This window comes from Myxococcales bacterium (assembly GCA_022563535.1).
Taxonomy (GTDB): Bacteria; Myxococcota_A; UBA9160; order UBA9160; family UBA4427; genus DUBZ01.
Genome location: JADFNE010000015.1, coordinates 51,449 through 65,230 on the forward strand (window position 1 = coordinate 51,449; position 13,782 = coordinate 65,230).

14 protein-coding genes are annotated in these 13,782 nt (G+C 58.7%); 12 read left to right on the top strand and 2 right to left on the bottom strand.

The genetic code is table 11. The features are described 5' to 3' along the window. Positions 1 to 10: 10 nt before the first annotated feature. The 5 genes from IH881_06960 to IH881_06980 all read left to right on the top strand — a co-directional run bounded on the left by IH881_06960 (position 11) and on the right by IH881_06980 (position 3,970). Positions 11 to 688, top strand: a complete 678-nt coding sequence (locus IH881_06960; protein MCH7867421.1) for an NADH:ubiquinone reductase (Na(+)-transporting) subunit D — start codon at positions 11 to 13, stop codon at positions 686 to 688. Then, positions 645 to 1,253, top strand: coding sequence for an NADH:ubiquinone reductase (Na(+)-transporting) subunit E (gene nqrE, locus IH881_06965; GenBank protein MCH7867422.1), 609 nt, complete (start codon positions 645 to 647; stop codon positions 1,251 to 1,253). The genes IH881_06960 and nqrE overlap by 44 nt, the downstream gene beginning before the upstream one ends. Before the next feature lie 66 nt (positions 1,254 to 1,319). Next, positions 1,320 to 2,543 (top strand): NADH:ubiquinone reductase (Na(+)-transporting) subunit F, encoded by a 1,224-nt coding sequence (locus tag IH881_06970; GenBank protein ID MCH7867423.1) that lies wholly within the window; start codon positions 1,320 to 1,322, stop codon positions 2,541 to 2,543. Next, positions 2,530 to 3,633 carry an FAD:protein FMN transferase gene (locus IH881_06975; GenBank protein ID MCH7867424.1) on the top strand — a complete coding sequence of 368 codons (1,104 nt, stop codon included), beginning with the start codon at positions 2,530 to 2,532 and terminating at the stop codon, positions 3,631 to 3,633. Before IH881_06970 ends, IH881_06975 begins: the two co-directional genes overlap by 14 nt. A gap of 145 nt (positions 3,634 to 3,778) precedes the next feature. Beyond that, positions 3,779 to 3,970: a hypothetical protein gene (locus IH881_06980; GenBank protein ID MCH7867425.1), complete on the top strand. Its 192-nt coding sequence runs from the start codon at positions 3,779 to 3,781 to the stop codon at positions 3,968 to 3,970. A 4-nt stretch (positions 3,971 to 3,974) separates the two neighbouring features. Here IH881_06980 and IH881_06985 read toward each other — a convergent pair whose 3' ends face one another. Both IH881_06985 and selD read right to left on the bottom strand, forming a co-directional pair. Further along, entirely contained in the window at positions 3,975 to 4,526 is a 552-nt protein-coding gene (locus tag IH881_06985; GenBank protein MCH7867426.1) for a hypothetical protein, read from the bottom strand. Between the two features lie 60 nt (positions 4,527 to 4,586). After that, positions 4,587 to 5,564: a selenide, water dikinase SelD gene (gene selD, locus IH881_06990; GenBank protein MCH7867427.1), complete on the bottom strand. Its 978-nt coding sequence runs from the start codon at positions 5,562 to 5,564 to the stop codon at positions 4,587 to 4,589. Between the two features lie 149 nt (positions 5,565 to 5,713). On the opposite strand from selD, the gene IH881_06995 reads away from it, so the two are divergent. The 7 genes from IH881_06995 to IH881_07025 all read left to right on the top strand — a co-directional run bounded on the left by IH881_06995 (position 5,714) and on the right by IH881_07025 (position 13,776). Next, positions 5,714 to 6,679 carry a TIGR04348 family glycosyltransferase gene (locus IH881_06995; protein MCH7867428.1) on the top strand — a complete coding sequence of 322 codons (966 nt, stop codon included), beginning with the start codon at positions 5,714 to 5,716 and terminating at the stop codon, positions 6,677 to 6,679. Between the two features lie 180 nt (positions 6,680 to 6,859). Further along, positions 6,860 to 8,506 carry a hypothetical protein gene (locus tag IH881_07000; GenBank protein ID MCH7867429.1) on the top strand — a complete coding sequence of 549 codons (1,647 nt, stop codon included), beginning with the start codon at positions 6,860 to 6,862 and terminating at the stop codon, positions 8,504 to 8,506. Continuing rightward, positions 8,503 to 9,192 (top strand): type II secretion system protein M, encoded by a 690-nt coding sequence (locus IH881_07005; GenBank protein ID MCH7867430.1) that lies wholly within the window; start codon positions 8,503 to 8,505, stop codon positions 9,190 to 9,192. The genes IH881_07000 and IH881_07005 overlap by 4 nt, the downstream gene beginning before the upstream one ends. Then, positions 9,185 to 9,568 (top strand): hypothetical protein, encoded by a 384-nt coding sequence (locus IH881_07010; GenBank protein MCH7867431.1) that lies wholly within the window; start codon positions 9,185 to 9,187, stop codon positions 9,566 to 9,568. The genes IH881_07005 and IH881_07010 overlap by 8 nt, the downstream gene beginning before the upstream one ends. Beyond that, on the top strand, positions 9,565 to 11,379 hold the full coding sequence (gene mshL, locus IH881_07015; protein ID MCH7867432.1) for a pilus (MSHA type) biogenesis protein MshL: 1,815 nt from the start codon (positions 9,565 to 9,567) through the stop codon (positions 11,377 to 11,379). The genes IH881_07010 and mshL overlap by 4 nt, the downstream gene beginning before the upstream one ends. Positions 11,380 to 11,383: 4 nt before the next feature. Next, positions 11,384 to 12,274: an AAA family ATPase gene (locus IH881_07020; GenBank protein ID MCH7867433.1), complete on the top strand. Its 891-nt coding sequence runs from the start codon at positions 11,384 to 11,386 to the stop codon at positions 12,272 to 12,274. A gap of 68 nt (positions 12,275 to 12,342) precedes the next feature. Then, complete coding sequence (locus IH881_07025) at positions 12,343 to 13,776, top strand: tetratricopeptide repeat protein (protein MCH7867434.1); 1,434 nt, start codon at positions 12,343 to 12,345, stop codon at positions 13,774 to 13,776. Positions 13,777 to 13,782: the final 6 nt, after the last annotated feature.

Here is a 13,782-nt window from a genome sequence, read left to right on the forward strand (position 1 = left end):
AGGCAATTTCATGGCAGCGAATTCGGCGGAGCGGGAAGCACTTCTCGATCCGTTGTTCAACAACAATCCCATCGGGCTTCAGGTGCTGGGGATCTGCTCTGCGCTCGCGGTCACGACCAAGATGGAAACCGCGCTTGTCATGAGTGCAGCGTTAGTTGCGGTCTGCGCCTTCTCGAACCTGGCGGTCAGCTTGATCCGCGAACACATCCCGCCCAGCGTGCGCATCATCGTTCAGCTCACGATCATCGCGTCTCTCGTCATCGTGACGGATCAGATCCTCAAGGCCTTCGTCTTCGACGTCAGCAAGCAGCTTTCGGTGTTCGTCGGTTTGATCATCACCAATTGCATCGTCATGGGCCGCGCCGAGGCCTTCGCAATGCAGAACCCGCCGAAGTTGGCCTTGATGGATGGGATCGGGAACGGTCTCGGCTACGGCGTAGTTTTGATGGTGGTCGCGTTCATGCGCGAACTGTTTGGCAGCGGCAAGTTGTTCGGCTACACAATTCTGAAGACGGTCAACGAAGGTGGCTGGTACGAACCCAACGGTTTGATGCTGTTGGCACCCGCCGCGTTCTTCTTGATTGGCTGCTTTATCTGGGCCGTGCGCGCCTGGAAACCCGAGCAAGTGGAGGAAGAGTTCCGTGTTGGAACACTATTTGAGCCTGGCTACGAAGGCAATATTCGTTGAGAACATGGCGCTTGCCTTCTTTTTGGGCATGTGTTCATTCCTGGCGATTTCAAAGAAGGTCGAGACTGCGATCCAGTTGGGCTTCGCGGTCATCTTTGTGCTCGCGGTTACCTGCCCACTAAATCAGTTGCTCAACGAGGTGCTGCTGAAAGATGGTGCGCTCTCCTGGCTGGGCCTGGGAGACATCAACCTCGGCTTTTTGACCTTCTTGACTTTGATCGGCACGATCGCGGCCACGGTGCAGATCGTAGAGATGGTCATGGATCGTTTTTCACCGGCGCTCTACAACGCACTCGGGGTGTTCTTGCCCTTGATCGCGGTCAATTGCGCGATTCTAGGCGCGTCGCTCTTCATGGTCGAGCGCGACTACAACCTCGCCGAGAGCACGGTCTTTGGCATCGGTTCGGGAATTGGCTGGGCGATCGCGATCGCTGCGCTGGCCGCCATTCGCGAGAAACTCCGTTACAGCAACGTACCTCCACCCCTTCGCGGTCTCGGTATCACGTTTCTTCTGGTCGGTTTGATGTCCATTGGCTTCATGGCCTTTTCAGGAATTCAGCTCTAACTCATTTCTATTTCCGTCTAGCTGTCCGAGCTTCCATTCGGACACCGGACACAGGGTTACGCAGTCATGGAAACAGTCATCTACGGTGTCGTCGCATTTACACTCTTGATCGTCATGTTGGTCGGTGTGCTGATATTTGCCAAGGCAAAGCTGATCCCGAGCGGCGACGTCACGATCATGATCAATGGCGATCCTGAAAACTCACTCGTCACCGCAAGTGGCGGTACGCTGCTCAATACCCTGAGTGCGAACAAGATCTTCATACCCTCTGCCTGTGGCGGAAAGGGAAGCTGCGGGGTCTGCACCGTGAAGGTCCTCGAAGGCGGGGGCGCGATACTTCCCACCGAGGGGGCGTTCATTACCCGCGGTGAAGCCCGGGAGGGGTGTCGACTTTCCTGCCAGGTCAAAGTCAAGCAGGACATGAAGATCGAAATTCCCGCCGAAATCTTCAGCGTCCGCAAGTGGGAGTGCACGGTTCGCTCGAACAAGAATGTCGCGACGTTCATCAAGGAACTGATTCTCGAGCTGCCCGAGGGTGAGAGCGTCCCCTTCCAGGCGGGGGGCTACATCCAGATCGAAGCACCGCCCCACACTGTGCACTACAAGGATTTTGAGGTCGAAGAGGAGTACCGGGACGACTGGGATCAATTCGACCAGTGGCGCTATGTCTCCGTGGTCGACGAGGAAGTCATCCGCGCCTTCTCGATGGCGAACTATCCCGAGGAAGAGGGCATCATCATGCTGAACGTCCGCATTGCCTCGCCTCCGCCTCGCACCCCGGACGTCCCGCCGGGCATGATGTCTTCATGGCTCTTCAGTCTCAAGCCCGGAGACAAGGCCACCATCTCGGGCCCCTTCGGCGAGTTCTATGCCAAGCCTACCGACAACGAGATGATCTTCATCGGCGGCGGAGCGGGAATGGCGCCGATGCGCTCGCATATCTTCGACCAGTTCCGAAGACTGAACAGCGATCGCAAGATCTCGTTCTGGTACGGCGCGCGCAGTCTTCGAGAGTCGTTCTACAATGATCACTTCGACAAGATCGCCGAGGACTTCGATAACTTCGAATGGCATTTGGCACTCTCGGAACCGCAGGAAGAAGACCATTGGACCGGGCTCACGGGGTTCATCCATCAGGTGCTGTACGACAACTACCTGAAGGACCACAAATCGCCCGAGGATTGCGAGTACTACATCTGCGGCCCGCCGATGATGAACGACGCCGTGATCGCGATGCTCATCGATCTCGGAGTCGAGAACGAGAACATCATGTTCGATGACTTCGGCTAGGCCGACACCCCCTTCGACCGGCCTCCCTCGCCGTACTCTCGACAAGCGGGCGCGCATCGCCCTGCCGCTGTGTGGAGCATTGCTGCTCGGGCTTGCGATTCACCGCCTGATCATCGCCGACCCAGCCGAACGCCCATATTTCGAGTTCACCGGCAGAACCATGGGCACGACCTACTCAGTGAAGGTCGCAACCCAAGACCTCTCAGAGGCTGCGAAGTCGGTGCTCGCTCGCGACGTCGAAGCTCAGCTCGACCGGGTGAATGCGCTGATGTCCAGTTACCTTCCCGATTCCGAGCTATCCCGCTTCAATCGACACAGAGCGACTGATCCATTCGAATTTTCTGAAGAGACGATCGAGATATTTCGCATTGCCCGTCGGGTGAGTGAAATGACGGGCGGGGCGTTTGACATTACCGTTGGGCCGCTGGTAGCCGCCTGGGGTTTTGGGGCGACCGATCGCCCCCCCGAGCCCCCGAGCGAAGAGGCTCGCCGAGAACTCCAACAAAGGGTCGGATACACCAAGCTCATTTACGATCCGGCGCGGCCCACCGTCGCAAAAAGCGATCCTCGCATCGAGTGCGATCTGTCTGCGATCGCAAAGGGCTACGGAGTCGACCTCGTCGCTCGGACAATAGAGAAACTCGGTCACTCCAACTACCTGGTCGAGATCGGGGGCGAGTTGCGCGCTCACGGCCACAAGCTCGACGGGCGGATCTGGCGGGTGGGGATCGAGCGACCCGATGCCGCCGCGCCCACGAGCCACGAAGTCGTGGTTCTCTCCGATATTTCCCTGGCGACTTCGGGAGACTATCGGGACTACTACGAAGTCGAGGGTCAGCGGATTTCTCATACCATCGATCCCCGAGCCGGCCGGCCAATCGCACACCATCTCGCATCGGTGAGTGTGCTCCATGCAGAAGCCGTCTGGGCCGATGCATTGGCGACCGCACTCAACGTCATGGGGCCAGAAGATGGATTGGCCTGGGCCGAGGCCCACAAAACTCCAGCGCTGTTCCTGGTGCGCGAAGACGGGGGCAAATTTCGAACGATTGCGAGCACGGCATTCGCCCGCCTGCGCGAGCCGCAGTGAGCCCGGGCCCGGATCAACGATTCATCGTTGGCCCCGGGCGACCTGCTATCATGGGGCCGCCCTTGAGCTTTCGACTCCTCTGACCGAAACAGATCAAAACAGATCGAAAACGACAGGAAACCCCGGAACGGGCGGAAAAAGCATCATGCAGACCTTCATCGCAACTCTGATTCTATTTTGTCTGGCCGCCGCCGGCATGGCGGTAGGTTTGATCTTTTCGAATCGAAGCCTGCGCGGTTCCTGTGGCGGAACGGGCAAGGACTGCAGTTGTAGTGAGAAAGAGCAGAAGGAATGCGCGCTGAAAAAGGAACATCAGGCGCACGCCGGAGCGCACTGAGGATTCAGGAGCGCTGCTTGATCGGGTAGCCGTTGCGGAAGAGTTGCTCCCCGAGTTGGTTGCCGGCGTTGTCCCAGGAAATCAGTTTGCCGTGTTGGAGTCCTCGCTGGAACTCGGCTTGAACTCGCTTTTTTCCGTTCGGGTACCAGCGTGTCCACACTCCGACACGGAGCCCATCTTCGTACGCGCCCGATCTCGCAGGACGCCCGTCGGGGTACCACTCGGAATACCAGCCGTGCTTGAGTCCCTGGTCGAGACCGACCCGCACACACCATTCTTTGAATCCCGCCGGAGGTTCGTCACCTTGGCGTTCGGTTCCGGGAGGGCAGTCAGGGCGGTACGGGACTACGAAACCGACGCCACCGTCATACGCGTTATTCGCCCGACTGGCGGAGGCCCTGGCAAGAGATTCTGAATCTTGGGCCTGTTCTTGGCGTGAGGCAGCCAAGTCATCGGATTGACGGTTCGCAACGACACCTCCAGCCAGAACCACAAGCGCAATACAAACCAGCACCGCTGGACTGCGAAGGTGATCGATTTGCGACATGAGATCCACAGCCCAAGACTCCCCATCTGACCAAGTCTCGAGTCGTATCGTCCCCCCGCCCAAACCAATTTAGCCCGCCAACACCTCAATATGCCCGGCTTGCCCATCCACCACTTCACCGATCACCGCCCGAGTCTCGACCCCATTCTCCTCGAGTTGCTCGAGCAACTGACGCTCATTCTCCGGACGTACTGCAATCACCAATCCCCCTGATGTCTGGGCATCCGCGAGAATCAGGCGGTCGTCCTGGGAGACTGATTCGGCAAACTTCGTGGTGGCTTCGATGTAGCGAAGGTTGTTCTTGCTCCCCCCCGGCACCAGCCCCTCGGAGGCGAGCCGCCGGGTCGCCGCGAACATGGGGACCGATGCGGCCTGGATCCGAGCCGACAAACCAGAACCCATCACGAGGTTGTAGACGTGTCCCAACAACCCAAAACCCGTGACGTCAGTTGCCGCGCGAGAACCGGCTGCCAAGGCAGCGTCCTTGGCACCCTTGTTCAGGGTTTGCATCGCCGAGATCACCTCATGCATCTCGGCTTCCGTGAGTTTCTGGTGCTTGATCGCCTGGGCGGCGATCCCCGATCCGATCGGTTTCGTGAGCACCAGCCGGTCTCCAACCCGGGCACCGGTTTGTGAGAGAGTTCGCTCTGGGTCGACGTCTCCGATCACACACAACCCGTACTTGAGCTCCGGGTCGAGCACCGTATGTCCCCCGACAATCGCGCAACCCGCTTCTGCGGCTTTGTCGGTACCTCCCTGGAGAATGCGCGTCAAAATTTCGGGCGGAACTTCGTCCTCGGGAAAACCGCAAATCGCCAACGCGACCCGGGGCTCGCCCCCCATCGCGTAGACGTCGGAGAGTGAATTCGCCGCAGCAATCGCTCCAAACTGCACCGGATCGTCGACAATCGGAGTGATGAAATCCACCGTGAAAGCGAGCTTCGACACATCGCCTGTATTCACGAGGGCGGCATCATCCATCGGGCCGACATTTGTATCGACCCACGAATTTGAAAACGTATTCAGTTTCGACAGGACCTGACCCAGGCCCTCAGCACTTAGCTTGCGCGCTCAACCACCGGCGGGAACAAGCTGGGTCAATCGAATATCACCCATGATGCCTCCTATTGATGCCGACTCTTGATACCCCACCCCCTTGATCGATCGCAACTTCCTGGAATCATTAGCGCATGAGACTGCGGATCCAGATGCTCTGCCCAGCCCCTCCCGGTTCCCGAAACGGCAACCGAATCACGGCGCTGCGTTGGTCGCGCTTCCTCCGCTCACTCGGACACCAGGTCGAGATTCTCCACGACCTCGATGATCGCGATATCGGTGCGCGAGCCGACGTGCTCGTACTTCTTCACGCCGCAAAATGCGCGAACGCAGCGCGGCGATTCCGCGAGAACTACCCCGAGCGCTCGTTGGTGGTGGCCCTCACCGGAACCGATCTGTATCGGGATCTCGCAAGGCAACCCCGAGTGCATCGCTCCCTCGAACTTGCAGACCGGATCATCTTGTTGCAACGCGCAGGTCTCGCAAATCTCGCCCCTCACCTTCGGCGCAAGTCCCACGTGATTCATCAGAGCAGCGTTCCGGTAGCTGCACCGCGGTTTTCGTTCGATCGCCACTTTTACGTCTGTGTCGTTGGCCACATGCGTGCGGTCAAGGATCCGCTGCGCTGCGCAATGGCCGTGCGCGCACTACCGAAGAGTTCGAGAATCCGGGTGACACATATTGGTCGCGCAATGACGGAACGCTTTGCCGCACTTGCCTCGCGCGAAGATGAAGAGAATCCCCGCTACTCGTGGCTCGGGGAGTTCACCCACGCGCGCACCCGAAGGCGTATCGCACAGAGCCACGTGCTCGTTCTGACGTCGCGCATGGAGGGTGGCGCCAACGTGATCAGCGAGGCGTGCGCGGCCGGGGTTCCCATTCTCGCTTCGAGAATCGAAGGCAGCGTCGGTTTACTCGGAGCGAAACATCCCGGAATGTTCGAAGTGGGAAATACTCGCGAGTTGAGAGGCCTGCTTTTGGCTGCTGAGAACGACAGTACGTTTTATGAGAAGCTTCGCCGCGCGTCACTTCAGAAGGCGCCGCAGTTCAAACCCAGTCTCGAAAGAACCGCGTGGCGGAAACTGCTCGCGAAGCTCCCCAACTGAAAGTTTAGGTTCGCTGCGAATTGAGACTTGCGCGCTCGGCGCACGTTCTCACAAACGAAACTAGAACGCGTTTGTTCGTACAACCCACTTGGAAATCTAAACTTTTTCTCCATCTGAGCCGTTAATAATTTCGCGGGCCGGCGCACACCCAGTGTGTGCGCGCACCGCGAAGCACCGGCAGTGCGCAGTTCCAAAATTGCATGCTGTCTGAACTATTTGTGCCGGGAGTTGGCGTTGTTCAAGTTCGCCTGGAACAGAAACAAGGCTACGGCTCGTACAGGCCGTGTCGGGCTCGCCCTGGAGAGCGACGGATTCACCCTTTGTCACGTGGTTGAGGAAGAGGGTGTACCACCGCGCGTGACACTGTGTAAAGCCGTCTCAGCCCTTACACCGGAAGAGCGGAACACAGCGCTCGCTGAGCTTGTCGCGGAGTCGAAACTTTCGGGGACTCCGTGTGTCGTCGTGCTTCCGCCAGAATCCTATAGCCTGCGGCTCTTGGATCGTCCCAAAGTGGAAGACGACGAGATCGCCAGTTCCCTGCCCTGGCTGATCAAGGACTTGATTGACTTTGATCCGAGCGATGCGAGGGTGGACTACTTCGATTTCCCCGCTGACGCAAACCGAGGCCGAGACCCGCAACTGTTCGTCGTCGCCGCTCGCAACGACGTCATCGAGGAAGTTACGAATTTGCTGGACGGGTCGGGGCTGGAACTCGACGCCGTTGATATCGGTGAGCTTGCGCTGCGCAATCTGACATTGGTGATGCCAGAGCAGGTGGCCGGCACGTTGCTCCTCGAACTGCGGCCCAAGGGCGGCATTCTCGCCATCTGCCACGAATCCAAACTCTATTTTGCGCGCTCGATCAGCACGGGGACGAGTCATATCGATGATGCGATGAGCCAGGAGATCGCGCTGGATGATTCTGATGACCAGCTCAGCGATCACGTACGCAGCCTTCTCGACGAGTTACTGCTCGAGATTCAGCGGTCCCTCGATTACTACGAGAGCGAAATTGGAAAAGCACCTGCCTCACGTCTTGTCATTGCTCCGTCTACCGCGGAGATCTCGCTCTACATTCCGTATCTCACCGAACAGCTTCGTCCGGTCGCCGTAAGCCAGCTCGACCTCCACGAACTGGTCGAATCCGACGAGATCTTGCCCAACAAGCTTCAGGCCAAGGCACTGCTCGCACTGGGCGGTGCGCTGCGCGAAGACCTCGAACAGCAGCTCGACCTGAACCGGGACAGGAAGATCGTTTCCGGCTACACCACGTTGCCCATCCAATGGGTGGCCAAAGTTTGTGCCATGTTGTTTTGCGGGCTAATGCTGACCTACGGGTATGGCACGTACCAGATGCAACAGCTGAAAGCGGAGGTGGAAGCCAGCCTCCAGCAGCACAACCTGATCGACAGGGAGATTACGAAACTCGAGTATGAATATTCCCTGAGACATCCTGCGGGAGAGGTCAGCGGTCCCCTTGCCCGACTGCGTGCAGAACGTGACCGAACCGCCCGCACACTGCGCAGGCTGGAGATTCTTGGGGGCGGCCGACGCGAAGGCTTTTCGAAATATTTCGTCGGGTTTGCACGTCACCTGGTTCCCCAGCTCTGGCTGACGCAGATTGACGTGATCGACGGCGGAGATTCACTTTCGATTCGCGGCAGTACGTTGGCTGCAAAGCGGGTACCCCAACTCCTCCGACAACTCCGAAGCGAACCGTCGTTCAGCGGAAAGACCTTCGCTCTGTTCCAGCTAACCCAGGGCCAGGGCCCGGGCATTCTCGACTTTGCGTTGGAGAGTTTTCCCGCCGCAGGAGTCGCGCCATGAGGGAGCGCTGGGAGCGACTGCAGGAACGATATCTCGAACTCACGCTTCGTGAACGCATCATGGTCTTGTGCGCCCTTCTCGCGAGCCTGTTTGGAGTCGTGGACGCGGTCTTTCTGCTTCCGATGGATCGAGAACGGGAGCAGCTTCAGAGTCAATTGAGCCAGCACGTGGCATCGATCAAGCGCCTGGACGAGCGCGCGGAGCAATTGGCCCAGCGAATCGCAGGCAGAACCCCTACTCCCATGGACCGGGAAGAGACGGCGCTGAAGCGGCAGATCGAGATCATGAACGCGGACATCGAAGAGCACATGTCTTCGATGATCGCGCCGAACGATGTCACACGAATGCTCGAGGAACTCCTGAGCGAGGAAAGCGACCTCACCCTCGTCAAGCTCATGAGCACGAATCCGGCAACGTTCCCCCCCGCAACCGAAGCTGGAGTTCCGGGGGCAGCTGTCGACCCTCAAGGGCAAACCGCTGAGAAGGCGGAGTTCTATCGCCATGGCTTCGTGATCGAACTGGAAGGGTCCTACCTCGCGACTCTGCACTACCTCGAGTCGATCGAGAGTCTTCCATGGGATCTTTCGTGGGACACCATCACCTACACGGTCATCGACTACCCGCGTGCGCGGATTTCGATCCACCTCCATACATTGAGCCGCGAGGAGAATTGGATCGGTGTCTAACCCTTTCACAAACCGCCAGTTCCCCGCCTGGATCATCATCGCGCTGGTCTGTTGCGCAGGCTTGTTGCATCCCTCGCTCGGACTTGCACGCGGGGAGCTGAAAGATCCGACCCGGCCACCAGACTCGTCGAAACTCGAAGAGGCCGGCGTGGATGTCTCCGCCTCCTCTCCCTACGCGTTGACCGCAATACTGGTCGCCAAAGGGCGGCGAATCGCCGTGATCAACGGCCAACCGGTTCAAGCTGGCGATCAGGTCGCGAATGCGACAGTTGTCAGCATCTTTCGGGACAAGGTTGTTCTCCGGGCGCGCACAGGAGATCTCACGCTTCGATTGCTCCCCCGTTCGATCAAGATCAGCGAGGCATCGGGCAAATGAATTTTGGATCCGGTAGCGCGCGTTGGACGTCAGGCATCGCCGGGGTTGCACTCGGCCGTCTCGGGACGGCATTGCTCGCAACCCTAATGCTTTCATGCCAGACCATGAGTGCCTCCGATGCGCCGTCGGTGGATGCAGGCGAGCAGACCGAGGCACCCCCCGCTCCCCCAGCGACTGTGGCAGCGGCGATCCTGCCTCCGGTCAATCACAACACCCATTCGCTCGTCGATGTTCTCACGACCGATACGGAGTCTCGCTTCGACATCCACGTCAACGGCGCTCCGGGCGCCTCGTTCTTTCTCAGCCTGGTCGAGAACACGTCCTATAGCGTTGTGCTTCATCCTGACATCACGGGTGAGATCACCCTTTCGCTCAGCGACGCCACCTTGACCGAAGTGCTGGCGGCCGTCAGGAATGTCTACGGCTATGACATCCAGCGCGATGGCCAGCGCATTTACGTGATGCCCGCCGGCTTGCGAACCGAGATCTTCGAACTCAACTACCTGAATCTCGAGCGGCGGGGGCAATCTCAGACTTGGGTGAGTTCTGGTCAGATCTCGGACAAGATCGAAGGAGGCAACTCCGATTTTGGGTCGGGTGGCGGGACGAGCGGTTCGAATGCTTCACCGAGGTTCAACTCGGGCAGCAGTATCTCGACCAGCAATGGCTCGAATATCTGGCGTGAACTCATACAGAGTGTTTCTTCGATCATCGGGAACGGCGAGGGTCGTTCCGTGGTGACGAACCCCAATGCGGGGTTGATCGTCGTGCGGGCAATGCCGCGGGAATTGCGGGATGTCGGGAACTATTTGAGCAGGGTTGAGGAGTCTCTGAACCGACAGGTGATCATCGAGGCGAGAATTCTCGAAGTGACGCTCAGCGACGCATACCAGGCGGGTATCAATTGGTCACAGTTGGTCGACAAGGACGGCTTCGAGACCACCATCAGCCAAACCGGTGGTGGAACGACCTTCGATACCGGGGTGTCGGACAACGCCGGGAACACGGGCAACCTTCACCCGAGCGCAGCGACTTTGGCAGCTGCGGGAATTCTGGACACCGTTGCGGCGTCTTCGTTCGGCGGAATCTTTAGCGTCGCAATCCAGGCCAGCCACTTCACCGCCCTGATCGAATTGTTGGAAAATCAAGGCGAGGTTCGAACCCTCTCGAATCCGCGCATTTCTACGATGAACAATCAAAAGGCCATCATCAAGGTGGGCCAGGACGAATTTTTTGTAACGGATGTCTCCACTACGACGGTAACCGGGGGGGCTGGCAGCACGTCTAGTCCCAACATCACATTGACACCGTTCTTTTCTGGAATCGCGCTCGACGTCACCCCACAAATCAGTCGCGACAACACAGTTGTTCTGCACATCCACCCATCGGTCAGCCAGGTCACGGATCAAACCAAGACGATAACCCTCAACGACGAGGTGCAGGTACTGCCTCTCGCACTGAGTACGATCCGGGAGTCGGACAGCATCGTCCGAGCGCACAGCGGTCAGGTCGTTGTGATTGGTGGATTGATGCAGGACCTCAGGAGCGAGCGCGATTCAAAGGTCCCATTCCTCGGCAACATTCCAATTCTCGGCAGGTTGTTCAAACAAGAGAAGAACATAAGCCGCAAGAGTGAGTTGGTGATCCTCCTGCGACCGATCGTCGTCGGCGCGGAGACCTGGGGGGACTACGCGGGTTCAATCACAAGATCAATCGACTCTCTGTCCCGTGACCCGTCCAATCGATCGGGCACGGTGGGCTTTGATCCGCGTCCGCCCTATTCGTCGCCAGCCGAATTCAAGGAGTACTAGCCGCATGTACGAGCAGCACTTCGGCCTCAGCGCCATGCCCTTCAATGCAACGCCCGACCCTTCTTTCTACGTAAATCTTTCGGTTCACCACGCGGCGCTCAATACCTTGGTCGTCGCTCTGCGGAGCGGCGAGGGGATCGTGAAGATCGTAGGCGAGGTCGGGACCGGAAAGAGCATGCTGTGCCGAAGACTCTTGAAGGATCTCGGTCCCAAGTTCGTTGCGGCCTACCTGCCCTATCCGGCCTTGAGTCCGATGCACATTCAGCTCGATCTCGCAGAGGAACTCGGAGTCGTACTGCCCCCCAATGTAACTCCCCATGAACTGCTCAAGTACCTGAAGGAGGTGCTGGTGGACATCCATCAGCAGGGTCGCAGATGTGTGATGATCGTCGACGAAGCCCAGACACTGCCCGACGCGACCCTCGAATGCATTCGGCTAATGAGCAATCTCGAAACCCGCACATCCAAATTGCTGCAGATCGTCCTGGTGGGTCAGCCCGAGCTGGATCTGAGGATCGAACAACCTCGCATGCGGCAACTGCAGCAACGGATCGCCTTTGCCCACAGATTAAACTCGATCGACAAGAGAACGACGGACGCCTATACCCGCCGCCGCCTTTCGATCGCTGGCTATGAGGGCGGTCGGCTGTTTTCGCCGTGGGCGCTTGGCGCAATTCATCGATCGAGTGGGGGAATCCCTCGAATCATCAATACCCTTTGCCACAAATCCATGATTTGCGCGTTCGGAAGAGGGGATGACACGATTCGTCATCTGCATGCGCGCAAGGCCGCCGCCGACAGTGAGGGCGTGCAAAGGTGGCGACGTCTCACAAGACGAAAGTGGCGCCGCAGGTCGATCGCGCTCGAGGATGCCGCGCCGCGGATCACTCCATAAACGAGTAGATCAATTCAAGCGATCGGACCCAAAGGGCCGTCGCACGGTCAGAGAAAGGACGCAATTCGATGAGTTTGGTCAACGACTTGCTCGAAGATTTCTACCAACGACGGGTTTCGCCGGACAAAAACCCGGAGAGTCCCCTGGCAAACATCGAAGTTCCCCGGCGCGAGCTGGCTTTCAAGAAGGGAGCAAGGGTTCAGCCCAAGTTCAATTCGACTTCCCGAATTGTGATCGGTCTGGTCGCACTGACTTGCCTGGCGGTGATCGCTCTCGAAGTGGTGCTCCGCCTCAGCCCAGACATCGAGACGAACGCGACGCCCGATGTGAGCGCACGGCCTCCTGATCACTTTGGTGCAATGGGATCTCCCCTCGGTTCGGGCGCGAACGAGCCCTTCGCCGATTCTCGAGCCCTCGCTTTCGACGCCGGAGTCGATTCACTCGCCGCGCCCAAGATCGCCGCCCAGGATTGGGCCGAACTGACAGGCACCAGCATCGAGTCGAGCGGGGACTACACCCGGCTGCGAATATTTTTGAGTCGAGAACGCGAATACTGGATTCAGGGCGATCCCACCGTCGGTGAGATCGAAATCGTGATCACGAAGACGCGACTCGCGGAAGCTTTCCTGCCGAACGCATTCGAAACGTCTGGCCTGAGCTTGAAAGAAGCACACAACTCGAGCATTGGCCTGCACCTGCTGTTCAAGCTGGAATCGTCCTCGCTTGTACAGAGCCAGTTCGTGAACGATGGATCCAACCCGCAGCTGATTCTGGACATCCTGTCCGACGCGGCGAACTCCAGCGTCGGCATCAGGGTCGAGGATCTGCCCCATGCGCCCATCGTCGCCGAAGCACCCCGTGAGCCAATCGTTCGCGAAACCGGCTGGGGAACCATCACGCGGTCACGGCCCCATATCGCCTTGACGACGTCTGAAGCTCATCGATCACTTGATCGCGCGCGGCACCTGGTTGCCCAGAATCGCGCGGAAGAGGCGATCGTCGAATATATCCGGGCACTCTCGTTGGAACCGGGTTTGCATCGCGCACGAGAATCCCTGGTCGGTTTGTTGATCGAGTCGGGTCAGTTGAGCGCCGCAGAGCGGCACCTGGCCATGGGGCTTGAAAACAAGCCCACACATTCCGAATACACACTGCTCCGTGCTCAGTTGCTGGCAGCGATGAAGCAACCCGACCGGGCGATCGTCATCCTCGAAAGCCTGCCGTTGCCGCCAGAGCGTCGATCCGATGCTTTGAATCTTTTGGCCGCGCTCTATCAACAGAAAGGAGATCACGGCCGGGCGGAAGCCCTCTTCCGAGGCGCTGTCAGCATCAGCCCGCACGAGGCTCGCCTTTGGATGGGGTTGGGTATCTCGCTCGAAGGACAACAGCGCGGGACCGAAGCACTCGCGGTCTACAAGCAAGCCGAGAGTCTTGCGGAGTTTGAGATCGGGCCAAGGCGTTGGTTGCGCAACCGCATCCGCGATCTCGCAAAGGTGGAATAGAAGCGA